This window comes from Mycobacteriales bacterium (genome assembly GCA_040902655.1).
Taxonomy (GTDB): domain Bacteria; phylum Actinomycetota; class Actinomycetes; order Mycobacteriales; family SCTD01; genus SCTD01.
In genome coordinates, this window is the sequence record JBBDWV010000061.1 from 1 (window position 1) to 24,857 (window position 24,857).

The window sequence follows — 24,857 nt, forward strand, 5'->3', positions numbered from 1 at the left end:
CCGAGCACATCCTGCTCGGCCTGATCCGCGAGGGCGAGGGCGTCGCCGCGCAGGTGCTGGTCAAGCTCGGTGCCGACCTCAACCGGGTCCGCCAGCAGGTCATCCAGCTGCTGAGCGGCTACCAGGGCAAGGAGTCCGCCACCGCCGGCGGTCCCGCCGAGGGCGCTCCGTCGACGTCGCTGGTGCTCGACCAGTTCGGCCGCAACCTCACCCAGGCGGCGCGCGAGTCCAAGCTCGACCCGGTCATCGGGCGCGAGAAGGAGATCGAGCGCGTCATGCAGGTGCTGTCGCGCCGTACGAAGAACAACCCGGTCCTGATCGGCGAGCCCGGCGTCGGCAAGACCGCCGTCGTCGAGGGGCTGGCCCAGGCCATCGTCAAGGGCGAGGTCCCGGAGACGCTCAAGGACAAGCAGCTCTACACCCTCGACCTCGGCGCGCTGGTCGCCGGCTCCCGCTACCGCGGTGACTTCGAGGAGCGGCTGAAGAAGGTCCTCAAGGAGATCCGTACCCGCGGCGACATCATCCTGTTCATCGACGAGCTGCACACCCTGGTCGGCGCGGGCGCCGCCGAGGGCGCGATCGACGCCGCCAGCATCCTCAAGCCGATGCTGGCCCGCGGTGAGCTGCAGACGATCGGTGCCACCACCCTCGACGAGTACCGCAAGCACCTGGAGAAGGACGCCGCGCTCGAGCGCCGCTTCCAGCCGATCCAGGTCGGCGAGCCCTCGCTGGCCCACACCATCGAGATCCTCAAGGGCCTGCGGGACCGCTACGAGGCGCACCACCGGGTCTCCATCACCGACGGCGCGCTGGTCGCCGCCGCCACCCTGGCGGACCGCTACATCTCCGACCGCTTCCTGCCGGACAAGGCGATCGACCTCATCGACGAGGCCGGTTCCCGCATGCGCATCCGCCGGATGACCGCGCCGCCGGACCTGCGCGAGTTCGACGAGCGGATCGCCAACGTGCGGCGCGACAAGGAGTCCGCGATCGACGCGCAGGACTTCGAGAAGGCTGCGTCGCTGCGTGACAAGGAGAAGACGCTGCTGGGCGAGAAGGCCCAGCGCGAGAAGGAGTGGAAGGCCGGGGACATGGACGTCGTCGCCGAGGTCGACGACGAGCAGATCGCCGAGGTCCTCGCGATCTGGACCGGCATCCCGGTCTTCAAGCTGACCGAGGAGGAGACTGCCCGCCTGCTGCGTATGGAGGACGAGCTCCACAAGCGGGTCATCGGCCAGGAGCAGGCCATCAAGGCGGTCTCCCAGGCGATCCGCCGCACCCGCGCCGGTCTGAAGGACCCCAAGCGTCCCGGCGGCTCGTTCATCTTCGCCGGCCCGTCCGGCGTCGGGAAGACCGAGCTGTCCAAGACGTTGGCGGAGTTCCTGTTCGGCGACGAGGACAGCCTGATCCTGCTCGACATGAGCGAGTACATGGAAAAGCACACGGTCTCTCGTCTGGTCGGCTCGCCTCCTGGTTATGTCGGTTATGAAGAGGGCGGCCAGCTGACCGAGAAGGTGCGCCGCAAGCCGTTCTCGGTGGTGCTCTTCGACGAGGTCGAGAAGGCGCACCCGGACGTGTTCAACACGCTTCTGCAGATCCTGGAGGACGGTCGGCTGACCGATTCCCAGGGCCGGGTCGTCGACTTCAAGAACACCGTGCTGATCATGACGAGCAACCTGGGCACCCGGGACATCTCCAAGGGCTTCAACCTCGGCTTCCAGAAGGACAACGACACCAGCGGTGCCTACGAGCGGATGAAGACCAAGGTCCAGGACGAGCTCAAGCAGCACTTCCGGCCCGAGTTCCTCAACCGCATCGACGACATCGTGGTGTTCCACCAGCTGTCCGAGCCCGAGATCCTGCAGATCGTGGACCTGATGCTGGCCCGGCTCGACACCCAGCTGCGCAACAAGGACATGGGCCTGGAGGTCACTACGGCGGCCAAGCAGCTGCTGGCCAAGAAGGGGTATGACCCGGTGCTCGGTGCCCGGCCGCTGCGCCGCACCATCCAGCGGGAGCTGGAGGACCAGCTGTCCGAGCAGATCCTCTACGGCACGCTGTCGGCCGGGCAGATCGTCGTGGTCGACGTCGAGGCCGCCGAGGGCGCGGAGCAGAAGTTCAGCTTCCGCGGCGAGGCGAAGCCGACCGCGGTGCCGGACGCGCTGCCGGTCGACCTCGCGGGTGGTCCCGCCGCCGAGCAGCAGTAGCACCTGCTCTCCCCTTGCGTCCTGCAGCCAGGGCCGATCCGCGGCGCAGGCTGCAGGACGCAAGGGTCTGCCAGTGCACGGGGTCTGCCAGTGCACGGGGTCTGCCAGTGCACCTCAGGCCGGCAGGGCGTACCACCCGTCCGGGAGCGGCTCGATCAGCCCGTCGGTGACCAGCCCGTCCAGGGCCCGCGCCCGCTGCACCGGCTCGTCCCAGGCCGCCGCCAGCCGGTCCGCCCGTACCGGGCCGGGAGCGTCGCGCAGGACCGCCAGCAGCCGGCCGCGCACCTGCCGGTCGGTTCCGGCATAGGGCTGCGGCCGGCGTAGGGGGGCGTCCAGCTCCGGCCGGCCCGCCGTCGACCAGGCGCACGCCGGTTGCACGGGGCAGGACGGGCAGCGGGGTGCGCGGGCGGTGCACACCAGCGCGCCCAGCTCCATGAAGGCGGCCGAGGCGGTGACCGCCGCCCCGGGATCCTCCGGCAGCAGCGACTCGACCAGCGCCAGGTCGCGCCGGGTGACGGGTGCATCCGCCCGCCCCTGCACCACCCGGGCCACGACCCGCCGGACGTTGGTGTCCACCACCGGCACCCGCTGGCCGTAGGCGAACGCCGAGACTGCGCGGGCCGTGTAGTCGCCGACCCCCGGCAGCTCCAGCAGGTCGGCGACGGAGACCGGGAGCGATCCCCCGTGCCGCTCCACGACCACGACGGCCGCCGCGTGCAGCCGCAGCGCCCGCCGCGGGTAGCCCAGCCGCCCCCACATCCGCACCGCCTCGCCCGGTGGGTCGGCGGCCAGCGCGGCCGGGCTCGGCCACCGCTGGAGCCAGGCGGTGTACGGCCCGACCACGCGGGCGACCGGGGTCTGCTGGAGCATCACCTCGCTGACCAGCACCGCCCAGGCGTCCACGCCGGGTCGACGCCAGGGCAGGTCGCGCGCCGCGTGCGCGTACCAGCCGGTGACGGCGTCGGCGAGGTCGACCACGGGGCGAGCGTAGGCGGCTAGTCTCCCGAGGCGATGGCCCTGCACTGGCGGCCGGTCGGACCGGAGCCCTCGTCCACGTACTGGCGACGTCGTGCCGCCCTGGCGGCGGTCCTGCTCCTGCTGCTGGTGCTCCTGACCCGGCTGCTCTCCGGCGACGACGGGCCGGACTCGGTCGCCGCGCCGAGCCCCGCCCCGCAGCCAGCCTCCCCGCCAGCCGCCCCGACGGCCGTTCCGACGGCGCAGCCCGCGGTGCCCACTGCCGGTCCGAGCCCGCCCGGTCCGCCGATCTGTCAGCCCGAGGCGCTGAAGATCCAAGCCTCCGCCGATCGCTCCAGCTACCGCGTGGGCAGCAGCCCGCGGCTGTCCCTGAGCGTGGAGAACACCGGCGGCGGGCCGTGCACCCGCGATCTGGGCCAGGCGGCGGTCGAGCTGCTGGTGACCTCGGGCGAGGACCGGATCTGGTCCAGTGACGACTGCGCGCCGGGCGGCGCGGAGCGCGTCACGACGCTGCAGCCGCGCAAGCCGGTGGTGCAGCGGGTGACCTGGGATGCCCGCCGGTCCCGCCCGGGCTGCACCGGTGGCAAGGAGCGTGCCGAGCCGGGCACCTACCGGGTCACCGGCCGGGTGGGTCAGCTGCGGGTCGAAGGCGACGCCTTCCGATTCACCCGCTGAGCCGGTCGCTCCTCAAGCCGCTTCGTCGGCGCGTCGAGACCTCCGGAGCGGGGACCCCCGCCGCCAGGTGAGGAGTGCGTCAGTGCAGGACGACCGGGGGCAGCGTCGTCGTCCCCTGCCGCCCGAGTCACTCGCCGGGCTACGGTCCGCCTTCGCCGGTGAGGTCGGCGAACGCCTGCCGCGCCTGCTGCGGCTGCTGCACGTCCCACCCGGCCCGCACGCGCTGCGGGACGCGCACGCCCTCGGCAGCAGCTCGGTCGTCGTCGGCGAGATCGCGGTCTCCCGGTGCGCCCGCGCCCTGGAGGCCGAGCTGGCCCGCGACGCGCCCGACCCTGCTCGTACGACCGAGTTGGTCCGTGAGCTCGCCGGCCGCCTCGAGGGCTGGGTCGGCAGGTGAGTGTCCCGGAGCCGAGTGCGCCGATCACGGTGGTCCTCGTCGACGACTCGCCGGTCCAGCGGCGCTTCCTGCGGGCCGCGCTCGAGGCCGGGCAGGGCCTCACCGTGCTGGGCGAGGCCCGCAACGGCAAGGAGGCGGTGGCGCTGGTCGGGCGGCTGCGCCCGGCGGTGGTGCTGATGGACCTGGACCTGCCGGTCATGAGCGGGATCGAGGCGATCGAGGCGATCATGAGCGCCAGCCCGACGCCGATCGTGGTCTACAGCGCCTTCGTCGGCGGCACCAACAGCGAGAACGCGCTCGAGGCGCTGGCAGCGGGAGCGGTCGACGTCCTCGCCAAGCCCGGGCCGGACGACGACGGCAGCCTCGAGGACTACGCCGAGGTGCTGCGGCGCACCCTGCGCGTAGCGGCCCGTATCCGGGTCATCACCCATCCCCGCGGCCGGCTCCGGACGCAGGGCATGACCGGTTCCGTCCCGGCCCTCGGCGGCGGCAGCCGCCGCCCGCTGGCCGTCTCTGGGCTCTCGCAGGTCCGGCCGGGTCCGCCCGGTGGCCAGGTCCGCCTGGTCGCCGTCGGTGCCTCCACCGGTGGACCGCAGGCGCTGCTCGCACTGCTGGGCCGGCTTCCGGGCGACCTCGGGCAGGCGGTGCTCGTCGTGCAGCACATGGCCGAGGGGTTCATCCCGGGCCTGGCCGCCTGGCTGGACGGGCTGGTGCCGATGCCGGTCGTCGTGGGCGAGAGCGGCCGGAGGCTGGTCCCCGGCACCGTCACCCTCGCACCGAGCGGCGGGAACCTGCTCGTGCAGGACGACCGGCTGCGGGTCCTGTGCACCCCGCCCGCGCCCGGGCAGTTCCACGTCCCGGGCATCGATGTGACCTTCGAGAGTGTGGCCCGGTCGCTCGGTCCGGAGGCGGTCGGCGTGCTGCTCACCGGCATGGGCCGGGACGGCGCGGCGGGGCTGCTCGCCATGCGCCGGCGGGGCGCCTTCACTCTTGCTCAGGACGAGGCCACCTGCGCGGTCTACGGCATGCCGGCGGCGGCGGTGGCCCAGGGCGCCGTGGAGCGCCAGCTGCCGCTCGAGCGGATCGCGCCGGCGCTGCTCGCCTCGCTCGGCCGGACGTCGGTATGAGCACGGCGGCCGTGGTGCTGAGCGACGAGGAGTTCACTCGGCTTCGGCTGCTGCTGTCCCGCTGCGCCGGCCTGGTCTTCGACGAGGGCCGGCGCTCCTCGCTCGGCTACTCGATCCGTGAGCGGCTGCGCGCCACCGGGATCCTCCGCGTCGGGGACTACCTCGACCTCGTCACCGCACCGGGCGCGCCGGAACGCCAGCGGCTGCTCGACGAGGTGACGATCCAGGAGACGCACTTCTTCCGCAATCCGCCGCAGATGCAGGCGCTGCGCACCCACGTCCTGCCCGAGCTGCTCCGCGAGGCGGACGCGCGTGGCCGGCGGCTGCGGATCTGGAGCGCCGGCTGCTCGACCGGGGAGGAGCCGTACACGATCGCGATGATGGTCCGGGAGCTGCTGTCGAGCACGGCCGGCTGGGACATCTCGATCCTCGGCACCGACCTCTCGCAGGCCGCCGTCGCCGCCGCCCGCCGCGCGACGTACGGCGCCCGCGCCGTACGGCTGGCCACACCGGAGCAGCTGGCCCGCTTCTTCGTCCCGGCCGGGGACGGCCGCTTCACGGTCGGCCCGGAGGTCCGCGAGCTGGTCCAGCTGAGCGCTTCGAACCTGGTCCTGGACGCGCCACCCGACGCAGGCCTGGACCTCGTGCTCTGCCGCAACGTGACGATCTACTTCGACCGGGAGACCACCCGGGCGCTCATGACCCGGCTGCACACCGCGCTGCGCAACGGCGGCTATCTGCTGCTCGGCCACTCCGAGACCCTCTGGCAGGTCAGCGAGAGCTTCCGCCTGGTCGCCCTCGGGAGCGCGGACACCGCGGCCTACGTCTACCGCCGGCTGGACGAGCCGGCGCCGCAACGCCGGGCCGTGCTGCCGCAGAGCCGTTGTACCGAGCCGGCGTGCCCGGACCCTGCCGCAGGCACGGCCCCCGTCGGCGACCTGCCCGCCGTCCGCGAGGCGCTGGCCGGTGGCCGGTACGCCGATGCCGCCCGACTGGCGCGGCTGTCCGCGGAGGCGGACCCGCTGCGCGCCGAGGTGCACTACCTGCTGGGCCTGGCCCTGGTCGACCAGGGGCTGGACGGGGAGGCGCTGCCCGCGCTGCGCCGCGCGGTCTACCTCGACCCCGACGCCGGCCTCGCGCACTTCCTGCTGGCCGGCGCGCTGGCCCGCTGCGGCGACCCGGCGGCCGCAGCCCGGGAGTACCGCGCCGCCGCGGCGACGCTCACCCTCGACGGCGACGCCACCGCCCCCGAGCTGGGTGGCCGCAGCGCACGGGAGCTGGCCGAGCTGTGCGCCCAACTCGAGGGACAGCTGTCCCACGGGAGCCGGCGATGACCGGCCTGGTGACCTTCCGGCTCGGTGCCCGCGAGTACGCGACGCCGCTGTCCGACGTGCGGGAGGTGGTCCGGCTGGAGGGGCTGGCCGACCTGCCCGGGATGACGCCGCCGCTCGCCGGAGTGCTCGACCTGCGGGGGACGGCGCTGCCGGTGCTGGACCTGCGCCGAGGCGCGACGTCCGGCCGGCGCGGCGACGTGCTGGTGCTCGAACGCGGCCGCTCCGACGGTCGTGAGGGACTGGTCGACGGCAGCACCGTCGGCGTCGCCGTCGACCAGGTGCGGGCCGTCGTGCCCCGCGAGGGCCTGACGCCGGCCGGCGCCGCGCCGGAGGCGGGGGTGCTCCCGGCGTACGTCGTGGAGGTCCTGCGGGGCGCCGACGGCATCGTCTTCCTCGTCGACCTCGCGCGGATGGTCGACAGCGTCCGTCAGACGTAGCGCTCGAGGATCGAGCTCTCGGCCAGCCGGGACAGCCCCTCACGGACGCTGCGGGCGCGGGTCTCGCCCACGCCCTCCACGACCTGCAGGTCGTCGATGCCGGCCGCCAGCAGCTTCTGCAGCCCGCCGAAGTGCTCGACCAGCCGGTCGACCACCAGGCCGGGCAGGCGGGGGACCTTCGCGAGCAGTCGGTAGCCGCGCGGACTGACGGCCGTCTCCAGCGGGTCGGCCCCGGCCGGGAAGCCGACCGCCTTGGCCACCGCCGACAGGTCGAGCAGCTCGGCGGCGGACAGGCTGTCGAGTGCGGCCAGCGCGTCCTCCAGCCGGCGTGTCCTGCGGCCGCTGCCGGTGACCAGGTAGTCGCGGACCACCAGCTCGCGTTCGCCCTCGACGCCGGCCATCAGCTCGTCCAGCTGCAGGGACAACAGCCGTCCGTCGGTGCCGAGCTCGACGACGTAGCCCTCGATCTCGGTGGCGATGCGCCGCACCATCTCCAGCCGTTGGCTGACCGCCATCGCGTCGCGAACGGTGACCAGATCCTCGATCTCGAGCGCCGACAGCGTCCCGGCGACCTCGTCCAGCCGCAGCTTGTAGCGCTCGAGGGTCGCCAGGGCCTGGTTGGCACGGGACAAAATGGACGCGCTGTCGTCGAGCACGTAGCGCAGCCCGTGGACGTAGAGCGCGATGATCCGCATCGACTGGCTGACCGAGATGACCGGGTGCCCGGTCTGTTTCGCGACCCGCTCCGCGGTGCGGTGCCGGGTGCCGGTCTCCTCGGTCGGGATGTCGGGGTCGGGCACCAGCTGGACGCTGGCCCGCACGATCTTGGTGAGGTCGCCGGTGACGACGACGGCGCCGTCCATCTTCGCCAGCTCGCGCAGCCGCTGCGCGGAGAAGTCGACGTCGAGCTCGAAGCCGCCGGTGGCCAGCGCCTCGACCGTCTTGTCGTAGCCGATGACGATCAACGCACCGGTGCTGCCGCGCAGGATCCGCTCGAGGCCGTCACGCAAGGCGGTGCCGGGGGCGACGGCAGCCAGCGTCGAGCGCAGCAGGTCATCGGCGCTCGTCACCGGCGTCCTTCCTGTCGCTGGGTCTACGGGCGGAGTCTAGGAGCCGATGTCACCGCCGCCGGCCGGCGTATCCGGCCAGCGCCTCCAGGGCCCGGCCGAGGTGCTCGAGCTCGACCATGTGGACCCCCTCGGGCACCGCCGTCCGGCGCTTCGACGAGCCCGGCGGCACCAGGATCCGGCGATAGCCGAGCCGGGCTGCCTCGGCGAGCCGCTGGCTCAGGTGTCCGACCGGGCGGATGTCACCGGACAGCGCGACCTCGCCGATCACGGCGACGTCCGCCGGCATCGCCACCTGCAGACCGGCCGAGGCGACGGCCAGACACACCGCGAGGTCGGTGGCCGGATCGGACAGCTTCGCGCCGCCGACCGTCGCGACGAACACGTCACGGTCCAGGACGATCCCGGCGGCCCGCTCGGTGACGGCCAGCAGCATCGCCACCCGGGAGGTGTCCAGGCCGGTGACGCCGCGGCGAGGATTGCCGGACTGCGTCGTCGCCACGAGTGCCTGCACCTCGGCCGGCACCGCCCGCCGACCGTCCACCGCGAGGGCGACCGCCGTCCCCGGGACCGGCACCTCGCGGTGGCTGCGAAACAGCTCGGAGGGGTCGGGGACCTCGCGCAGCCCGTCGTCGCACTGCTCGAAGCAGACCACCTCGTCGGCCGGGCCGTAGCGGTTCTTCACCGCCCGCAGCAGCCGCAGCGAGGTGTGCTTGTCGCCCTCGAAGGTCAGCACGGTGTCGACCATGTGCTCCATCGCGCGCGGCCCCGCCACGGCGTTCTCGCGGGTGGACTGCCCGATCATCAGGACCGGCATCCGGCGGGCCTTGGCGACCCGCACCAGCACCTGCGTGACCTCCTGCACCTGCGCCATGCCGCCGGCCCTGCCGTCGACGGCGGTGGATGCCACGGCCTGCACGCTGTCGACGATGAGCAGCACCGGGTCGTGTGCCTCGACGTGCCCGAGCAGGCAACCCAGGTCGCTCTCCTCGGCCAGCAGCACCCCGGGCGCGGTCGCGCCGATCCGCCGGGCCCTGAGGCTGATCTGCTCGACGCTCTCCTCGCCGGAGACGTAGAGGACGTTCGTCGTCTTGTTGCGCAGCGCCATCGTGTGGGCGACGTGGTTGAGCAGGGTCGACTTGCCGGCGCCGGGCTCGCCGGCCAGCAGGACGACCTGCCCGGCGACCAGGCCGCCGCCCAGCACCCGGTCGAACTCGGCCAGCCCGGTCAGCTCGCGGGGCGTCCGCTCGGCGGCCACCTCGACCAGCGGCCGGGCCGGGTGCTCGGGCGTCGACCCGGTGCGGGCGGTCTTGAGCCCGGGCAGCGCGCGCACCGCAGCCGCTTCGGCGATCGATCCCCAGGCCTGGCACTGCGGACAGCGGCCGACCCACTTGCCGACGGTGCCGCCGCACTCCGTGCAGCGGTGGGCGGGGCGTTCCCTGCGGGCGGTCGTGGCCATGGCGCGGACGCTAGCGGCGCCGTCCGACATCGCCCCGCTGCCCCGCCGGGCGCTCGGGCTAGTGCGGCGCCGGTGTCTCGCCGACGGTCGAGGAGGCCTTGCGGGTCTTCTCCTCGTCCTCGCCGCCGTGCCCAGCCCCGTGGTCGCCACCGGCCGGTGCCTGCAGGGCAGGTTCCTCGCCGCCCTCGAACCGCTCCCCGGTGTAGACCGGCCGGTCCGTCCTGCCGGTCGTCGCCACCGGCACGAGCACCTCGGTCGTGCCGTTGCGCGCGAAGCGGAAGACCAGGTCGACGTACTCCCCGGGGCGCAGCGGGCGGGTCAGCCCGCGCAGTTGCAGGTGCACCGAGCTGCCGGTCGAGCCCTGACCCGGCACCACGAGCTCGTCGCCGGCGCCGTCGGTCACGACCGCCACCTCCCGCGCCGCCGAGGAGGTCACCTCGATGAGGCGGTCCTCGTCCGGCCCCGCGTTGGCCACGGTGACGGTCGCGCGCGCGTCGTCGCCGATCTCGTAGCGCTCCCCTGAGGAGGGCGCCAGGACACCGACGTTGCGCAGCGCCAGCGCCCCCACCGCCGCGCCGCTGGACTCGGCGTTGCTCCGCTGCTGGTAGGTCTGTGCGTCCAGACTGGCGCCGCAGCCGCTGACGGCGACGGCGGTGGCCGCGGCCAGCAGACCGGCAGCGAGGCGGCGCGGGGCCGGCCGGTCGGACACGATGCTCACGGTGCGTCTCCCTGGGCGAGAAGGGGGAGGTCGGCCGCCAGGTCGGCGGGCCGCACATCTCCCGGGTCACGGACCGGCATGCGGTCGTTGCTGTCGAGGGCAAAGATCACGATGGGCGTGCTCCACACCGTATCCAAGCGGTCCGGAGTGCTGGTGAGGGGCCAACCATTGTCTCAGCCCGGGACCAGGACGGCACCGCGGGCGACCAGCAGGATGACCGAGACGGCCGCGACCAGGATCGCCGCGCGGAACGGTTCCCGCGAGCCCGGCCGGCGGGCGCGCACCAGCCCCCAACCGGTCACGCCCGCCGCCGCGAGCACGGCCAGCAGCGCCCCCGGTCCCGGCTGGCCGGGGCCCGCGGCCAGCAGCCCGGTGGCGGTCAGCAGCAGCAGCGCGGCCAGCGCGCCGGACCGGCGGGAGCCGAGGACCTGCGGCAGGCCGCGGACGCCTGTGGCGAGATCCTGCTCGAGGTCCGGCAGCGCGTTGCACAGGTGCGCCCCGACGCCGAGCAGGGCACCGGCCGCGGTCGCCCACCACGGCGCCAGGGCCCGCTCGGGCAGCGCCAGCGTCACGACCGACGGCACAGCGCCGAAGGCCAGGGCGTACGGCGCCCAGGACAGCAGGGTGCTCTTGAGCCGGGCGTTGTACGCCCAGGCCGCCGCGACGGCCGAGAGGTGCAGCAGGCCGGCGCGCAGGCCGAGGGCCAGGGAGAGCGGCACGCACAGCGCGGCGGCGGCCAGCGCCGCCGTCCGGAGGACACCGACCCGCAGGCTCCCGCGGACCACCGGTTTGTCGGCCCGTCCGGTGCGCCGGTCGCGTGCCGCGTCGATCCAGTCGTTGCTCCAGCCCACCGACAGCTGCCCGCTCAGGAAGGCCGCGCTCAGCAGCGCGCTGCGGGCACCGAGGCCGCTGGACAGCGCCAGAGCCGTCGCGATCGCCGTCACGGCGACCGTCGGCTCGGGGTGGCTGGCGCGCACGAGGGCCCCGGCGGAGGTCACCAGGCCAGTGTCGCGGAGCTGTTGGGACAGTGGCCCATGCGTCCAGCGAAGCCGAGCAGGAGGAACGACCCCCGCCAGTACGACGAGCTGGTCGATCAGTGGTGGGAGCCCCGTGGTGACTTCGCGATGCTGCACTGGATCGCCCACGCCCGGGCCCGGCTCGTCCCGGTCGCGGTACGGGAGGGCAGCCTGCTGCTGGACCTGGCCTGCGGCGGGGGGGTGCTCGCCCCGCACCTGAGGGGCAAGGGCCACCGGCACGTCGGCCTCGACCTGTCGCCGACCGCGCTCCCGCTGGCCCGCGAGCACGGGGTGGTGCCGGTACGCGGCGACGTGCTGGAGCTGCCCTTCGCCGACGAGGTGGCCGACGTGGTGGTGGCCGGTGAGGTGCTCGAGCACGTCGCCGACCCGCCGGTGCTGGTCGCCGAGGCCTGCCGGGTGTTGCGGCCGGGCGGAACTCTGGTGGTCGACACGATCGCTGCCACCTGGTGGGGCCGCTTCTCGTCCGTCACCGTGGGGGAGCGGATCCCCGCGGGGCCGCCCCGGGGGCTGCACGACCCGGCGCTGTTCGTCGACCGCGCGGACCTGGTCGCGGCCGCGGAGCGGGGCGGGGTGCGCCTGCAGCTGAGCGGCCTGCGGCCGAGCGCGACGGAGTACCTCGGCTGGCTGCTGGGCAGGAGGAGGTCGGTTCGCATGCTCCCGACCCGCTCCACGGCCGGCCTGTTCCAGGCGTCCGGCCGCAAAGGCCCCTGACCCCGGCTGAGGAAGGACCCCCTCATGGCCGCAGCCCTCACCGGCGGAGCCCACGCCCTGCCCGCCCCGATGGACCAGCAGCGGTTGTGGGACGGCTTCTTCCGCGAGCACTACGCCGACGCGCCGCTGGCCCGTAAGGTATGGGAGCACTCCGGCATCAGCTCGCGGTGCGGCGTGGTCGACCCCACCGTCGAGGACGTCTCGGGCTGGACGACCGGTGCCCGGATGCGACGCTTCCTGGCCGAGGCGATGCCGCTGGGCAAGCAGGCCGTCGCCTCCGCGCTGGACGCCGCCGGGCTGGACGCCGCCGACGTCGGTCTGTTCACGGTGGTCTCCTGCACCGGCTACGCCACCCCCGGCCTGGACGTCCTGCTGGCCCGCGACCTCGGGATGACCGACAGCGTGCAGCGCCTGCACATCGGCCACATGGGTTGCTACGCGGCGCTGCCCGGTCTCGGCGCGGCCGCCGACTTCGTGACGGCGCGGTCGAAGCCTGCCCTGCTGCTCTGCCTCGAGCTGACCAGCCTGCACGTGCAGCCGGCCGGCGACACCGCCCGCACCGGCTCGCCGACGCCGGAGGACCTGCAGCAGATGGTCGCGCACGCGCTGTTCGGCGACGCCGCGGCCGCGGTGGTGCTCGAGCCGGTCGGGGTGGCCGGGATGGGTGGAGATGCGGCGCCGGGGCTCGAGGTGGTGGACCTGGTGGCCCGCACCGACGTCGGCACCGCCGACCTGATGACCTGGGACGTCACCGACCTGGGCTTCAAGCTGGGCCTGTCGCCGGCCGTGCCGGACGTGCTCGCCCGGCACGCCCGGTCGGTCGTCGAGGAGCTGCTCGGCCGGCACGGACTGGCCGTCGGCGACGTGGACGGCTGGGCGATCCACCCCGGCGGACGCCGGATCGTCGAGGTCGTGGGCGAGGTCCTCGGGTTGGCCGAGGAGCAGCTCGTCCCGTCCTATGACGTGCTCCGCGACGTCGGCAACTGCTCCAGTGCGACGGTGCTGCTGGTGCTCGAGCGGCTCGCCGGCACGGTCGACGTCCCACCCGGCGGGACGGTGGTCGCGATGGCCTTCGGTCCCGGCCTCACGCTGTACACCGCGCTGCTCCGCCGTCGCCGCTGACCCGGCCGGAGCACCCCGGAGCCACTATGTCAAGAGCTGAGAGGCCCTCTGACCTGCGACGACGCGCCTCCGGCCGGTGCCGCCGGGTGTTACCCTTGGCTCGGCGAGAGGGGCTACACACACATGACGTTCGCAGTCGGCGAGACCGTCGTCTACCCGCATCACGGGGCCGCGCTCATCGAGGCCATCGAGACCCGCACCATCAAGGGCGAAGACAAGATCTACCTGGTCCTCAAGGTCGCCCAGGGTGACCTGACCGTTCGGGTCCCCGCGGACAATGCCGAGATCGTCGGGGTTCGCGACGTCGTGGGACAGGCAGGCCTCGACAAGGTCTTCGAGGTGCTCCGCGCCCCTGCGGTCGAGGAGCCGACCAACTGGTCGCGTCGCTACAAGGCCAACCTCGAAAAGCTCGCCTCCGGCGACATCAACAAGGTCGGCGAGGTCGTCCGCGACCTGTGGCGCCGCGACAAGGAGCGGGGCCTGTCCGCAGGCGAGAAGCGGATGCTCTCCAAGGCCCGGCAGATCCTCGTCAGCGAGCTGGCCCTCGCTGAGGGCACCAACGAGGACAAGGCCGAGACCATCCTCGACGAGGTCCTCGCCTCCTAGCCGGCGGCGGGACCTCCATGGACAAGCGTTCGGGCCCGGTTGTCCACCCCTCAGAGGGGGGCGGCGACCCGGGCCCGCGGCGTCTTCCCCTCTCCCGGCCCACCCGCACACCCCGTACGCCGTACGCCGTGCTCGAGGCGCTGCGGCTGCTCGTCGTGGTGTTCTTCGCCGGGGCGGGCTACCAGGTGGGTTCCTCGGTCGAGCCCGACCGCCCGGTCCTCGGCGCGCTCAACGGCACTGCCCTGGGGCTGGTGCTCGGCTCCGGCCTGGGCTACGTGCTGGGCGGGGTCCTCGGCCGCAAGACTGCCGCCACCGCCGAGGTGGCCCGCTCGCGGTTGCGGGACGTGTCGGCCGAGCAGCTGGTCGCCGGCGGCCTGGGTCTGGTCGGCGGCGTGCTGGTCGGCGCGGGCGTGGCCTGGCCGGTCTTCTTCCTGCCACAGGCCTATCTGGCCTTCCCACTGTTCGCCTTCGTGGTCGTGGTGCTCGGCTACTTCGGCTCGCAGGTCGCGATGAGCAAGCGCGAGGGCGTGCTGGCGATGTTCGGCGAGCGGGCCGGCCTCGCGCCGCGCGCAGCCCCGCCCGCGGCGCTGCCCCGCGTCATCGACAGCTCCGTCGCCATCGACGGCCGGGTCCTCGACGTCGTGCGGGCCGGCTTCCTGCACGGCACGATGCTCGTCGCGGGCCCGGTGCTGGCCGAGCTGCAGGGGCTGGCCGACGCCGGCGATGACCTGCGCCGCTCCCGCGGCCGCCGCGGCCTCGAGGTCCTGGAGGCCCTCCAGCGTGAGGACGGCGTGCAGGTCGAGGTGCTCGACCTCGACGTCCCGGGGGTGCACGAGGTCGACGCCAAACTGGTGCGCATCTGCCTGGACCGCGACGCCGCGCTGCTCACGCTGGACACCAACCTGGCCAAGGCCGCAGCGCTGGCCGGGGTGCGGGTGCTGAACCTGCACGCCCTCGCGCTGGCGCTGCGCCCGCCGGTGGCCGCCGGCGATGACGTACCGGTGCTGCTGCTCAAGGCCGGCAAGGAGGCCGGGCAGGCGGTCGGATACCTCGACGACGGCTCGATGGTGGTCGTGGAGGGCGGTCGTGGCCGGCTCGGCCAGGAGGTCGGCGTGCGGGTGACCAGCGTGCTCACCACCGCCAACGGCCGGCTGGTCTTCGGTCGGCCGACCGACGACGACACGACGGCGCCCCCACGAGGCACCCGTACCCCCCGCGCGGCCCCGGGCCGCCCGACGCCGTCGGCCGTCCCCCCGCGGCCGGCCTCGGCCCGGCCCGGTCCCCCGGCGGCCCCGCGCCGCAGCTCGTGAGCCCTGTGGTCGGGGTGCTGGTCCCGGCCGCCGGTCTCGGCGTCCGCCTCGGCGCCGGCGCTCCCAAGGCGCTGCGGACGCTGGCCGGTGAGCCGCTGCTCGTGCACGCCGTCCGCGGCCTGCGCGCCACGCCGTCGGTGGGTCCGGTGGTGGTCGCGGCGCCGGCCGCCGAGGTGACCGCGGTGCAGGCGCTGCTGGCGCCGTACGACGTCGCCGTGGTCGCGGGCGGAGCCGAGCGACAGCACTCGGTGCGGGCGGCGCTCGCGGCGCTGGATCCTGCCGTCGACCTCGTCCTGGTGCACGACGCGGCGCGCTGCCTGGCGCCCGCCGAGCTCGTGGAGACGGTGGTCGCCTGCCTGCGTGGCGGGGCGGAGGCGGTGGTGCCGGTGCTGCCGGTCGCTGACACGGTCAAGTCGGTGGACGGTGCCCGGGTGCTGGCGACGTTGGACCGCTCATCGCTCCGGGCGGTTCAGACGCCGCAGGGCTTTCGGCGTGACGTGTTGGAGCGGGCGCATGCGGCGTCGGTGCAGCATTCGCCGGGACGTCCGGACGCCGCTCCACCTGTCGCGACCGATGATGCGGGGCTGGTGGAGGCGCTCGGGGTCTCGGTGTGCACCGTCGCCGGCCACGAGGAGGCCTTCAAGGTGACCCGTCCGCTGGACCTGCTGCTCGCCGAGGCGGTACTGGCGCTGCGTGCGCCGGCCCAGGGTCGCCATGCCGGCTGACCGGTCGGGAACGGCGCTGCTGCCCCGCGTCGGCGTCGGCACCGACGTGCATCCCTTCGAGCCCGGCCGGCCCTGCTGGGTGGCCGGGCTGCTGTGGGAGGGCGTCGACGGGCTGGCCGGGCACTCCGACGGCGACGTCGCCGCGCACGCCGCCTGCGACGCGCTGCTGTCCGCCGCGGGGCTGGGCGATCTCGGCAGCAACTACGGGACCGGCGAGCCGCGCTGGAAGGGCGCGTCCGGCGCCGACCTGCTCGCGGAGACCCGCCGGCGAGTGGAAACGGCGGGCTTCGCCGTCGGGAACGTCGCCGTGCAGGTGGTGGGCAACGCACCCCGGCTGGGCCCGCGCCGGGCCGAGGCCGAGGCCGCGCTGTCGGCGGTGCTCGGCGCACCGGTCAGCGTCAGCGCTACGACCACCGACGGCCTCGGCCTGACCGGCCGCGGCGAGGGGCTCGCCGCCGTCGCCACCGCCCTGATCGTGACGTCATGCTGAGAGGAGCACCCTGGCGCTGGGGGAGCAGGACGCAAGGGCCGCGCCGGTAGCCTCGGACCTCGTGACCCTGCGCCTGTACGACACCGCGACCCGTGCGGTGCGGCCGTTCGAGCCGCTGCGCCCCGGGCACGCCGGTGTCTACACCTGCGGGCCGACCGTGCAGGCCCGCCCGCACGTCGGTCACCTGCGCAGCGCCATCGCCCTGGACGTGCTGCACCGGTGGCTGCTGGCCAGCGGCTACGACGTCACCTTCGTCCGCAACGTCACCGACGTCGACGACAAGATCATCCACGATGCCGGCCATGCGGGCCAGCCGTGGTGGGCGCTGGCGACCCGGATGACCCGCGCCTTCACGCAGGCCTACGACGCGGTGCAGGTCCTCCCGCCGGCCGCCGAGCCGCGGGTCACCGGCAGCCTGCTGTCGATCCTCGCGCTGATCGAGCGCATCGTCGCCCGCGGGCACGCCTACGCCTCCGGCGGTGACGTCTACCTCTCCGTCCGCACGGTGCAGGGGTACGGCGCGCTGTCCGGCCAGGACCCCGACGCCCTGCGCGCGTCGGAGCAGACGGCGGGCAAGCACGATGCGCTGGACTTCGCGTTGTGGAAGGCGGCCAAGCCCGGCGAGCCGTCCTGGCCGTCGCCATGGGGGCCGGGCCGGCCGGGTTGGCACATCGAGTGCTCGGCGATGGCGGTGGACCACCTGGGCGAGGAGTTCGACCTGCACGCCGGGGGGCTGGACCTGGTCTTCCCGCACCACGAGAACGAGGTGGCGCAGTCCCGCTGCGCCGGTCACCCGTTCGCCCGGCACTGGCTGCACCACGGCCTGGTCACCGTCGCGGGCGGCGGCGGCGAGAAGATGAGCAAGAGCCTGGGCAACTCGACCACCGTCGAGGACGTGCTGCAGACCGTCCGACCGCAGGTGCTGCGCTACGCCCTGGGCGCCGGGCACTACCGCTCCTCGCTGGAGTGGTCGCCCACCACGCTCGCCGACGCCGACTCGGCGTACGGCCGGATCGAGACCTTCGTCCGCAACGCCACCGAGGCGACCACGGGTGTCGAGCCGGGGGAGAGCAAGGCGTCGTGGGAGGAGTTCGTCGCGGCGCTCGACGACGACCTCGGCGTCCCGCAGGCGCTCGCCACGATCCACTCCGGCGTACGCGCAGGCAACGCGCTGCTGGCCGCGCGCGAGCTGCCGGCCTTGGCCGGGACGCTGGCGGTCGTCCGCCGGATGCTCACCGTGCTCGCCCTCGACCCGGTGGAGCAGTGGCCCGACACCGGCGGTTCGCAGCTGTCGGGAGTGGTCGACGCGCTGGTCCAGATCGCGGTGGAGGCGCGGGCCGGTGCCCGCGCCCGCAAGGACTGGGCGCAGGCCGACGCGGTCCGCGACCGGCTGAACGCCTCGGGCATCGTGCTCGAGGACACGATGGTCGACGGGGTCCCCGGCGTCCGGTGGAGGCTGTCTTGAGCAGGGACGCGGCATGACCGGCAAGCAGCGCAGCAGCAGTGGGGGCAGTGGGGGCGGCAGTGGGGGCAGTGGCGGCAGGGGCGTGGCCAAGGGCGGCCAGGGCGGTCGCGGCGCCAAACCCGGCACCCACCGCAAGGGCGCGGCCGTCGGCTCCGGCGGCCAGGGCCGCAGGAAGCTCGAGGGCCGTGGCCCGACACCACCGGCCGAGCAGCGCACCAAGCACCCGGCGGCGCGCAAGGCGGCGGCGGCCGCCAAGCGGGCTGCGCGCGGCGGAGCAAATCCGGCCAGCGCCACCCGTCCGGTCGATCGCGCCGCCGGCCCGCGCGGCGTCCGCAGGGGCGCCGGCGAGGCGCCGGAGACCGTGGTGGGCCGCAACCCCGTCGTCGAGGCGCTGCGCGCCAAGGTGCCGGCCACCGCGCTCTACGTCGTGATCGGCGTCGACGCGGACGAGCGGGTCACGGAGGCGGTGGCGATGGCCGGCAAGGCGCGGCTGTCCCTGATGGAGGTCAGCCGGGCCGAACTGGACCGGATGACCGGACGTGCGCTGCACCAGGGACTGGCGCTGCAGGTCCCCCCGTACACCTATCTGCACCCGGACGACCTGCTGGCGAAGGCCCTTGCTGCGCCTGCGCCGCTGCTCGTCGCGCTGGACGGTGTCACCGACCCGCGCAACCTGGGGGCCGTCGTGCGCTCGGCGGCGGCCTTCGGGGCGCAGGGTGTGCTGGTGCCGGAGCGCCGCTCGGCCGGGATGACTGCCGCGGCCTGGCGCACCTCCGCCGGTGCCGCCGCCCGGCTGCCGGTGGCCCGCTGCACCAACCTGGCGCGCACGCTGAAGGAGTACCGCGACGCCGGCCTGTTCGTGGCCGGCCTGGCGATGGACGGCTCGGTGTCGCTGGACGACCTGGAGCTGGCGACCGAGCCGCTGGTGCTCGTCGTCGGCTCGGAGGGCGAGGGGCTGGGCCGCCTCGTCGCGCAGAGCTGCGACGTGACCGTCTCGATCCCCATGGCCGACGGCAACGAGTCGCTCAACGCCGGCATCGCTGCGGCCGTCACCCTGGCCGAGGTCGCGCGCCGGCGTCGGGCCGGCTGAGTGGGCCCTGCGCCCGCTGTCACCCGATTGCCGAGCCGCGACCGGGTGACACCGCTGCGCCGAGAGGTACGCTGCGATCCGGATGTGGGGCGACTCACAGCCTTTCTGCAGGTGGGGCGGCGTGTCACGCTCGCCGGTACCACTCGCGGAAGAGTTCGGGACGGTGGCCGCAAGGATGCCGGAGCCTGCAGGTCCGACGGCAGGACGGTCCCTCACCGGGTCGTCCGGCGTCAGTTCGTCACCCATGACGGCGAGGGGGTTCCACGACGTGCGGCTGCCCTGCGCGCGGTCCGACGCCGCCGGTGACGAGTCGGAGCCGACGCTGCTGACGGTGGTCCCCGAGCTGGTCGAGGGTGCCGTCCTGGTCGAGGAACTCGCGGTGACGGTCCAGGCCGAGGTGTTGGTGGGCGACGGCGACGTGTCGCTGGTCGACGAGATCGCCCGAGCCGAGGCGCTGGTTCTCGAGCTCGATGCCGAGGTCCACGGCGGCAGGCCGGTGCGTGAGCGCTGGCGCAATCCCGACGGCAAGACCGACGAGGACCTCGTGCTGGAGGTCCGCGGCGGCAGCGAAGCCGCCCAATCCGAGCTGCTCGCCAAGTACCGCGCGTTCGCCCGGGTGAAGGCCCGTTCGTACTTCCTGGTCGGTGCCGACCGCGAGGACATCGTCCAGGAGGGGATGATCGGCCTCTACAAGGCGATCCGCGACTTCAACCCCGAGCTGCAGACGTCGTTCCGGGCCTTTGCCGAGCTCTGCGTCACCCGGCAGATCATCACGGCGATCAAGGCGGCGACGCGGCAGAAGCACGGCCCGCTGAACAACTACGTGTCCTTCTCGCGACCGGCCCTCGGCGAGAACGACGGCGAGCGGGTGCTGTCCGACGTCCTGCCGACGGTGGCGATCAGCGACCCGGCCGATCTCGTCATCTCCGCCGAGCGGATCCGGGCTCTGCAGGCGCACTTCGACGAGGTGCTGTCCGACCTCGAGACCGAGGTGCTGCGCCTGTACGTCGAGGGCAAGAGCTACCAGGAGATCGCCGAGCGGCTCCAGCGGCACGTCAAGTCGATCGACAACGCGCTGCAGCGCATCAAGCGCAAGCTCGAGGGCCACCTGCAGGCCCGCTCGGTCGCCGAATCCGGCTGATCGCTCAGGGGCGGCTGATTGTTCAGAGCCGGCTGATCGCTCAGTGCCTGCTGACGACCTCGTCCGGGACCTCGACCGCGAGTGGCTCCGGCTGGGGCACCTCGTGCGGCGCCCAGCTGCGGAAGCGGTAGGTGGTTCCCTCGTCCTGGACGACGTAAGTCGTGACGCCGCCGCGCTCCCAGTGCAGGACCAGCAGCCCGTAGCGCTCGGCGAGCCGGACGAGGTGATCGACGCTGTCCACGTCCACGACCGGTCGTCCAAGGGTGAGGGCGATGGGCAGCACCGGCAGCAGCAGGTCCTTGTGTCGCTGCCGGATCCGGTCGGCCTCGCTGGCCGGGCTGAGGATGCGGCCCAGGACCAGCAGGACCAGGCCGAGGAACGCGGCCAGCAGCAGGGCGGCAACCGAGACCGTACGGGCGGTGGAGACGTCGACGCTCCGGGCGAGGGCGGACAGCTGGGCGGGGGCGGTGCCGGCCTCCGGCTCGGTGCTGCTGGTGGAGGCGGTCAGCGCCTCCTCGCTGGCCGGCTTGAGGGTGAGGCCGTCGAGTGTGAGGGGCAGCCGGGGGGCGAACTGGCCGCCGCCGTCCATCCAGATCCTGGGGATCACGGTGACGGTCAGGCTGCCGGCCGGGATGCCGATGACGGCCGCGGCCGCCTCGGCCCGGTCCTCGAAGGCGGAAAGGTCGAGGGTGACGCTGCCGTCGTGTTGCGCGGGCAGCGGCCGCGCCGGGGCGAGGTGGAGCGTGGAGCGCCACCCGCTGGCGGTGGACAACTCGGCATCGACGGCGATCCTGCCGGGGCGGCCGTCGTAGGAGTAGGTGACATCGACCGAGTCGGTCAGTGCGCGGAAGACCGGCTGCGGCGCAGTGACGGTCGTGCCGTCATAGGCGGCGGACTCAGGAACCGTTGCGGTGTAGGAGAAGTCGATGCTGGAGTCGACGCTGGCCGGGGCTGCCGCCGTCGTCGTGGTGGGACGGGTCCAGCTGAGCCCGCCGAGGGCGACGCCGAGCAGGCCCACGGCGGCCGCGGTTGCGGCAACCGGACGCAGTGCCGGCGGCAGCGTGCTGAGGGAGGCGGAGGACGTGCTGCGGTGGCGAGACACGGTACGGCGCTCCTTGCGGCGTTGGCGCTTGGTCGTGGCGGCGGCGGCGCCACCGGCGAGCAGGAGGAACGTGTACGCGGCGAGGGCCGGCGGACTGGTCAGCCGCTTCAGCCAGATCCCGCCCTGCGGGATGTGCAGCAGCTCCTTGCCGACCAGATCGTCGAGCGTGGGCTTCTCTGGGTCGAGCCAGGAGTTGTTGTCGCCCTGGAAGACGAAGCGGTCGCCTTCGACGGCGACGATGCGGTGCAGGACGACGGTCTCGAGCATCGGGCTGTAGTAGGCGGCGGAGTCGCCGACGCCGTACGAGGAGGCGGGGCCGACGAGGACGAGGTCGCCGGCAGCGATCCGCGGCTGCATGGAGATGCCGTTGGTGGTGACGACGGAGAGCGTGCCGGTCAGCACGAGGGCGACGGCGCTCATCACGAAGGCCGCGATGAGGCCACCCGCCAGGGCGAGCTTGCTCATCGCGGCCTCCTCGACGTACTGGCCTTGAGGCCGGGGGCGGCCCGCGTCAGCGCGGACCGCCCCCGGTAGGGGACTAGCTGGTGGCGACGACAGTCAGGTTGTCGGCGGCGAGAACGGTCTCGCCGTTGCCGGTGACGTCACAGGTCCAGGTGATGCCGAGCCCACCAGCGCTGGTGCAGGAGTTGACCGTTCCCGTCTCCAGGCGCAGGTCGTCGGAGCGGACCCAGCTGCCGGCGTCCTTCGTGCGCATCGCGACGTAGCGAGCCGTCTTGTCGAGAGTGAACTCGACGCTGTCCAGGTTCTCTGGGTCGGTGCTGTTGGCGTTGTACTGGATGTCGCTCGTCGCGTACGGGCTGATGACCGTGGTGCCGAAGCCGGCGTCGCTCGCTGCGACGGTGTTGCCGGCGGTGAAGGCGGAGCCGGAGGCGGCGACGACGCCGGCGACGGCGACGGCGCCCAGGAGCTTGAAGTTCGTGCGCATAAGGGGTTTCCCTGTCTCTTCGGTAACCCGGCTGACCCCCTGTTGGGGCCCCGTGGCTTTGCGTCCCCGACTCGCACCGGGTTTGCCGTTTCGCTTGACAATCTGCTGCTTCGTCTGGGCGTCGCAAGTTCTGTAGGCAAACTCACCCACCAATATTTCCGGGACGACCGGCCGCGATGGCTCCGGGCGCGGTACCGCCCTCTCCGCCGCTGGCCGACACGGAGATCCACACCAGCCCACCTTCCGAGTCACGGCGACGCCGACCGGAGGGGATGCCGGCCGGCTGGGATGCCGACCGGCTGGGATGCCGGCCGGCTGGGACGCCGGGGGCCCGTCGTTCGGCGTTCCACCACCACCGGCACCGCCCGGGTCGCTGGCCGGTGCCGGGGGCGGGAACGTCCGACTAGGGTTGCTCACCTGCGCCGGATTAGCTCAGTGGTAGAGCAACCGCCTTGTAAGCGGTAGGTCGTCGGTTCAACCCCGACATCCGGCTCCAGCCTGTGCACGCAAGCCCTCTCATGATCAACTCTCATGATCAACGCCGGACTTCCGCGGTTTTCGGCGGACGAGAATGTGCGGAAGGCCGGCGTTGATCATGGGGCGGTACGGTCCGCGGGATTACCGGGTCCGCGGAGTGGCTCCCGCACGCGCCCCGCCGGCGCGCACTGGTCCGCGAGCACTGTCAGTCGTCGGACAGCTGGTAGCGGTTCCCGCCCGATCGCTTGGCCCGGTACATCGCCTGGTCGGCCCGGGCGATCAGGCTCTCGGCGGACAGTCCCTCGTCCTGCGTGACCGCGATGCCGACACTCGCGCTCGGACGTTCCGCCACCTCTGCCGGCACCTCGCACGTCCGCACGCCGTCGAGCACTCGCCCGGCCACGGCCTCGGCCTCAGCCGACTGGTGCAGGTCCTCAAGCAGGACGACGAACTCGTCTCCGCCGAAGCGGGCCACGGCGTCGCAGGGCCGGACGCTGCGTTGCAGCTCCTCGGCGAAGCAGCGGATGAGCTGGTCGCCCGTGGCATGGCCGTACGCGTCGTTGACCTGCTTGAGTCGGTCGAGGTCGATGAACAGCACGCCCACCCGCTGTGGGTGGCGCGCCGTCCGGGCCAGCGCGCGGGAAATCTGCTCGAGGATCACCGGACGGATCAGCAGCCCGGTCAGCGGGTCGTGCAGGACGCGCACGGCCAGCTGGTCGCGGGTGTCACGCAGCTCGGTGTTCAGCGCCTGCAGCTCTCGGGCACGCGCGAACAGGTCGGCTTCGACCTCCTGCATCCGCCGCTCCCAGGCCTGGTCCTCGGCCGGCTCCCCGTGACCCTGTTGCCGCGCGCGGACGAAGTCTGTGACGTCTTCCGCCCGGTGCAGCAGCAGCATGGTGTGGCCGTCCTCGTCCAGGACGGGAACCTGGATCGGACTCCAGTACCGCTCCTCGAAGATGCCGCCGGTGCCGGCGATGTCGTACCGCTGGACGGCCATCGTGTCCGGGCGGCCGGTGTCCCGGGCACGCTCCAGCGAGGCCCGCAGGTTGGCCACCCCGTCGTGCTGCGTGTGGGCAGGCTCCGGGAACACGTCGAACAGGTACCGGCCGAGCAGCTGCTCCCGTGAGTAGCCGGGTAGCGCCCTCAAGTAGGTGTCGTTCGCCTCGAGAATGATCAGATCGGGGCTCAGGACGAGCAGTGGTGTAGGCGCTGCGGCGAAGACGTCCCGGTAGGGGACGTCCTGGTGTTGGGGTGACATCGGTGTCAGTGCCTCGCTCACACGGCAGGATCGGGTTGGCGCCGTACGGCCGAGTCGCCGACGCCCGCACGGCAAGGCCGATCTCGTTGCCTTCCCGCCACCCAACGCTCACCAACCCACGCATCCGGGTGAACTTCACGCTCCGGACGCGCGATTGCCGTTCAGCCCAGGCCAGACCGGCGCCTGGGGTGAACGGGCAGGAGTTGGCCGACCTACTCCCCGGCTCCGCCGACCTGCAGGGCGAGGTACTCCTGCTCGCCGAGGCCCTTCATCAGCGACAGCTGCGTCTCGAGGTAGTCGATGTGCTCCTCCTCGCTGCTCAGGATGTCCTCGAGCAGGAGCCGGCTGACGGTGTCGTCGGCCTGCCGGCAGACGTCGAGCCCGCGGCGCAGCGTCGCGATGGCCTGCACCTCGACCGCCATGTCGGCCTCGAACTGCTCGCGGACGCGCTCACCGATCCGGATCGAGCCGAGCCGCTGCAGGTTCGGATGCCCTTCGAGGAACAGGATCCGGTGGATCAGCAGGTCGGCGTGCTTCATCTCGTCGATCGACTCGTCGTAGCTGTGCTGCGCCAGCCGGCTGAAGCCCCAGTTCTTCTGCATCGCGTAGTGCAGGTAATACTGGTTCGTCGCGCTCAGCTCGTTGGTGAGGACCTCGTTGAGGACCTCGATGACCCGCTCATCGCCCTGCATGCGTCTCCTCGAGTCTGGACCGGAACAGCGACGCTACTAGCCCGCGAGCGCCTCGTCCCGGTGCATCTCGCAGGCGGGAGCGGTCCGACCGCACAGCTCGCGCAGCATCGGGATGCAGCCGCCGCAGCCGGTGCCGGCCCTGGTGGCCCGCACCACGCCGCGCATACCGTCGGCTCCGGCGTCCAGGAGCTGGTCGACGCGGGCGTCGTTGACGCGGTAGCAGTGGCACACCAGCACGGGAGTCAGACCCTTTCCGAGCGAGCGGACGGTGCGGTACGGGGGTGGTCGC

Annotated in this window: 25 protein-coding genes, 1 tRNA gene and 1 riboswitch; of the genes, 16 read left to right on the plus strand and 10 right to left on the minus strand. The window is 73.3% G+C overall.

The genetic code is table 11. The features are described 5' to 3' along the window. Positions 1-2,207: ATP-dependent Clp protease ATP-binding subunit (locus WD794_17100; GenBank protein MEX2292031.1), on the plus strand; the 2,207-nt coding region annotated here is incomplete at its 5' end. 114 nt (positions 2,208-2,321) lie between these two features. On the opposite strand, the gene WD794_17105 is transcribed toward WD794_17100, so the two are convergent. After that, positions 2,322-3,185 (minus strand): A/G-specific adenine glycosylase, encoded by an 864-nt coding sequence (locus WD794_17105; GenBank protein MEX2292032.1) that lies wholly within the window; start codon positions 3,183-3,185, stop codon positions 2,322-2,324. Between the two features lie 33 nt (positions 3,186-3,218). Between WD794_17105 and WD794_17110 the strand changes: the two genes are divergently transcribed. From WD794_17110 to WD794_17130, 5 genes are all read left to right on the plus strand, one after another. Continuing rightward, positions 3,219-3,857 (plus strand): hypothetical protein, encoded by a 639-nt coding sequence (locus WD794_17110; GenBank protein ID MEX2292033.1) that lies wholly within the window; start codon positions 3,219-3,221, stop codon positions 3,855-3,857. 82 nt (positions 3,858-3,939) lie between these two features. Next, a complete protein-coding gene (locus WD794_17115; GenBank protein ID MEX2292034.1) occupies positions 3,940-4,254 on the plus strand; it encodes a hypothetical protein in 315 nt (104 codons plus the stop codon). Further along, positions 4,251-5,381, plus strand: a complete 1,131-nt coding sequence (gene cheB, locus WD794_17120; protein ID MEX2292035.1) for a chemotaxis-specific protein-glutamate methyltransferase CheB — start codon at positions 4,251-4,253, stop codon at positions 5,379-5,381. Before WD794_17115 ends, cheB begins: the two co-directional genes overlap by 4 nt. Then, positions 5,378-6,715: a CheR family methyltransferase gene (locus tag WD794_17125; protein ID MEX2292036.1), complete on the plus strand. Its 1,338-nt coding sequence runs from the start codon at positions 5,378-5,380 to the stop codon at positions 6,713-6,715. Before cheB ends, WD794_17125 begins: the two co-directional genes overlap by 4 nt. Beyond that, positions 6,712-7,152, plus strand: coding sequence for a chemotaxis protein CheW (locus WD794_17130; protein ID MEX2292037.1), 441 nt, complete (start codon positions 6,712-6,714; stop codon positions 7,150-7,152). Before WD794_17125 ends, WD794_17130 begins: the two co-directional genes overlap by 4 nt. Here WD794_17130 and disA read toward each other — a convergent pair. The 4 genes from disA to WD794_17150 all read right to left on the minus strand — a co-directional run bounded on the left by disA (position 7,143) and on the right by WD794_17150 (position 11,394). Then, complete coding sequence (disA, locus tag WD794_17135; protein ID MEX2292038.1) at positions 7,143-8,222, minus strand: DNA integrity scanning diadenylate cyclase DisA; 1,080 nt, start codon at positions 8,220-8,222, stop codon at positions 7,143-7,145. The genes WD794_17130 and disA overlap by 10 nt on opposite strands. A 49-nt stretch (positions 8,223-8,271) precedes the next feature. Then, entirely contained in the window at positions 8,272-9,678 is a 1,407-nt protein-coding gene (gene radA / locus WD794_17140) for a DNA repair protein RadA (GenBank protein MEX2292039.1), read from the minus strand. A 58-nt stretch (positions 9,679-9,736) separates the two neighbouring features. Then, positions 9,737-10,396 carry a copper chaperone PCu(A)C gene (locus WD794_17145; protein MEX2292040.1) on the minus strand — a complete coding sequence of 220 codons (660 nt, stop codon included), beginning with the start codon at positions 10,394-10,396 and terminating at the stop codon, positions 9,737-9,739. 173 nt (positions 10,397-10,569) lie between these two features. Next, the gene (locus WD794_17150) at positions 10,570-11,394 is read right to left on the minus strand and encodes a UbiA family prenyltransferase (GenBank protein ID MEX2292041.1); all 825 of its coding nucleotides are present in this window, start codon (positions 11,392-11,394) and stop codon (positions 10,570-10,572) included. A gap of 36 nt (positions 11,395-11,430) precedes the next feature. On the opposite strand from WD794_17150, the gene WD794_17155 reads away from it, so the two are divergent. The 9 genes from WD794_17155 (at position 11,431) to sigH (ending at position 20,093) form a co-directional block, all read left to right on the plus strand. Beyond that, complete coding sequence (locus tag WD794_17155) at positions 11,431-12,144, plus strand: methyltransferase domain-containing protein (protein MEX2292042.1); 714 nt, start codon at positions 11,431-11,433, stop codon at positions 12,142-12,144. A gap of 24 nt (positions 12,145-12,168) precedes the next feature. Then, complete coding sequence (locus WD794_17160; protein MEX2292043.1) at positions 12,169-13,266, plus strand: 3-oxoacyl-[acyl-carrier-protein] synthase III C-terminal domain-containing protein; 1,098 nt, start codon at positions 12,169-12,171, stop codon at positions 13,264-13,266. Positions 13,267-13,389: 123 nt separating this feature from the next. Continuing rightward, entirely contained in the window at positions 13,390-13,872 is a 483-nt protein-coding gene (locus WD794_17165) for a CarD family transcriptional regulator (protein MEX2292044.1), read from the plus strand. A gap of 128 nt (positions 13,873-14,000) precedes the next feature. After that, the gene (locus WD794_17170; protein ID MEX2292045.1) at positions 14,001-15,182 is read left to right on the plus strand and encodes a TRAM domain-containing protein; all 1,182 of its coding nucleotides are present in this window, start codon (positions 14,001-14,003) and stop codon (positions 15,180-15,182) included. Further along, positions 15,179-15,907, plus strand: coding sequence for a 2-C-methyl-D-erythritol 4-phosphate cytidylyltransferase (gene ispD, locus WD794_17175; protein ID MEX2292046.1), 729 nt, complete (start codon positions 15,179-15,181; stop codon positions 15,905-15,907). The genes WD794_17170 and ispD overlap by 4 nt, the downstream gene beginning before the upstream one ends. Beyond that, on the plus strand, positions 15,897-16,397 hold the full coding sequence (gene ispF, locus WD794_17180; GenBank protein MEX2292047.1) for a 2-C-methyl-D-erythritol 2,4-cyclodiphosphate synthase: 501 nt from the start codon (positions 15,897-15,899) through the stop codon (positions 16,395-16,397). The genes ispD and ispF overlap by 11 nt, the downstream gene beginning before the upstream one ends. A 61-nt stretch (positions 16,398-16,458) precedes the next feature. Beyond that, complete coding sequence (gene cysS / locus WD794_17185; protein MEX2292048.1) at positions 16,459-17,862, plus strand: cysteine--tRNA ligase; 1,404 nt, start codon at positions 16,459-16,461, stop codon at positions 17,860-17,862. 13 nt (positions 17,863-17,875) lie between these two features. Continuing rightward, positions 17,876-18,952, plus strand: a complete 1,077-nt coding sequence (gene rlmB, locus WD794_17190; protein MEX2292049.1) for a 23S rRNA (guanosine(2251)-2'-O)-methyltransferase RlmB — start codon at positions 17,876-17,878, stop codon at positions 18,950-18,952. A 244-nt stretch (positions 18,953-19,196) separates the two neighbouring features. Beyond that, complete coding sequence (gene sigH, locus WD794_17195; GenBank protein ID MEX2292050.1) at positions 19,197-20,093, plus strand: RNA polymerase sporulation sigma factor SigH; 897 nt, start codon at positions 19,197-19,199, stop codon at positions 20,091-20,093. A gap of 40 nt (positions 20,094-20,133) precedes the next feature. Here sigH and WD794_17200 read toward each other — a convergent pair whose 3' ends face one another. Together WD794_17200 and WD794_17205 are read right to left on the minus strand one after the other, a co-directional pair. Beyond that, positions 20,134-21,660 carry a DUF5305 family protein gene (locus tag WD794_17200; GenBank protein MEX2292051.1) on the minus strand — a complete coding sequence of 509 codons (1,527 nt, stop codon included), beginning with the start codon at positions 21,658-21,660 and terminating at the stop codon, positions 20,134-20,136. A gap of 73 nt (positions 21,661-21,733) precedes the next feature. Beyond that, positions 21,734-22,141 (minus strand): hypothetical protein, encoded by a 408-nt coding sequence (locus WD794_17205; GenBank protein ID MEX2292052.1) that lies wholly within the window; start codon positions 22,139-22,141, stop codon positions 21,734-21,736. Between the two features lie 18 nt (positions 22,142-22,159). Continuing rightward, positions 22,160-22,238, minus strand: a riboswitch (cyclic di-GMP riboswitch). Positions 22,239-22,562: 324 nt separating this feature from the next. On the opposite strand from WD794_17205, the gene WD794_17210 reads away from it, so the two are divergent. Further along, positions 22,563-22,637: transfer RNA gene (locus tag WD794_17210), tRNA-Thr, on the plus strand. Between the two features lie 186 nt (positions 22,638-22,823). On the opposite strand, the gene WD794_17215 is transcribed toward WD794_17210, so the two are convergent. From WD794_17215 to WD794_17225, 3 genes are all read right to left on the minus strand, one after another. Continuing rightward, a complete protein-coding gene (locus WD794_17215; GenBank protein MEX2292053.1) occupies positions 22,824-23,897 on the minus strand; it encodes a GGDEF domain-containing protein in 1,074 nt (357 codons plus the stop codon). 191 nt (positions 23,898-24,088) lie between these two features. Then, positions 24,089-24,568: a bacterioferritin gene (gene bfr, locus WD794_17220; GenBank protein ID MEX2292054.1), complete on the minus strand. Its 480-nt coding sequence runs from the start codon at positions 24,566-24,568 to the stop codon at positions 24,089-24,091. A gap of 36 nt (positions 24,569-24,604) precedes the next feature. Beyond that, complete coding sequence (locus WD794_17225) at positions 24,605-24,805, minus strand: (2Fe-2S)-binding protein (protein ID MEX2292055.1); 201 nt, start codon at positions 24,803-24,805, stop codon at positions 24,605-24,607. Positions 24,806-24,857 lie beyond the last annotated feature (52 nt).

Excerpts from the sequence above, each read along its gene's own strand:
- sigH (MEX2292050.1), top strand. The coding sequence starts at position 19,197 with ATGACGGCGAGGGGGTTCCACGACGTGCGGCTGCCCTGCGCGCGGTCC.
- rlmB (MEX2292049.1), top strand. The coding sequence starts at position 17,876 with ATGACCGGCAAGCAGCGCAGCAGCAGTGGGGGCAGTGGGGGCGGCAGT.
- ispF (MEX2292047.1), top strand. The coding sequence starts at position 15,897 with ATGCCGGCTGACCGGTCGGGAACGGCGCTGCTGCCCCGCGTCGGCGTC.
- WD794_17155 (MEX2292042.1), top strand. The coding sequence starts at position 11,431 with ATGCGTCCAGCGAAGCCGAGCAGGAGGAACGACCCCCGCCAGTACGAC.
- WD794_17205 (MEX2292052.1), bottom strand. The coding sequence starts at position 22,141 with ATGCGCACGAACTTCAAGCTCCTGGGCGCCGTCGCCGTCGCCGGCGTC.
- radA (MEX2292039.1), bottom strand. The coding sequence starts at position 9,678 with ATGGCCACGACCGCCCGCAGGGAACGCCCCGCCCACCGCTGCACGGAG.
- WD794_17130 (MEX2292037.1), top strand. The coding sequence starts at position 6,712 with ATGACCGGCCTGGTGACCTTCCGGCTCGGTGCCCGCGAGTACGCGACG.
- WD794_17125 (MEX2292036.1), top strand. The coding sequence starts at position 5,378 with ATGAGCACGGCGGCCGTGGTGCTGAGCGACGAGGAGTTCACTCGGCTT.
- WD794_17200 (MEX2292051.1), bottom strand. The coding sequence starts at position 21,660 with ATGAGCAAGCTCGCCCTGGCGGGTGGCCTCATCGCGGCCTTCGTGATG.
- WD794_17110 (MEX2292033.1), top strand. The coding sequence starts at position 3,219 with ATGGCCCTGCACTGGCGGCCGGTCGGACCGGAGCCCTCGTCCACGTAC.
- WD794_17160 (MEX2292043.1), top strand. The coding sequence starts at position 12,169 with ATGGCCGCAGCCCTCACCGGCGGAGCCCACGCCCTGCCCGCCCCGATG.
- WD794_17165 (MEX2292044.1), top strand. The coding sequence starts at position 13,390 with ATGACGTTCGCAGTCGGCGAGACCGTCGTCTACCCGCATCACGGGGCC.
- bfr (MEX2292054.1), bottom strand. The coding sequence starts at position 24,568 with ATGCAGGGCGATGAGCGGGTCATCGAGGTCCTCAACGAGGTCCTCACC.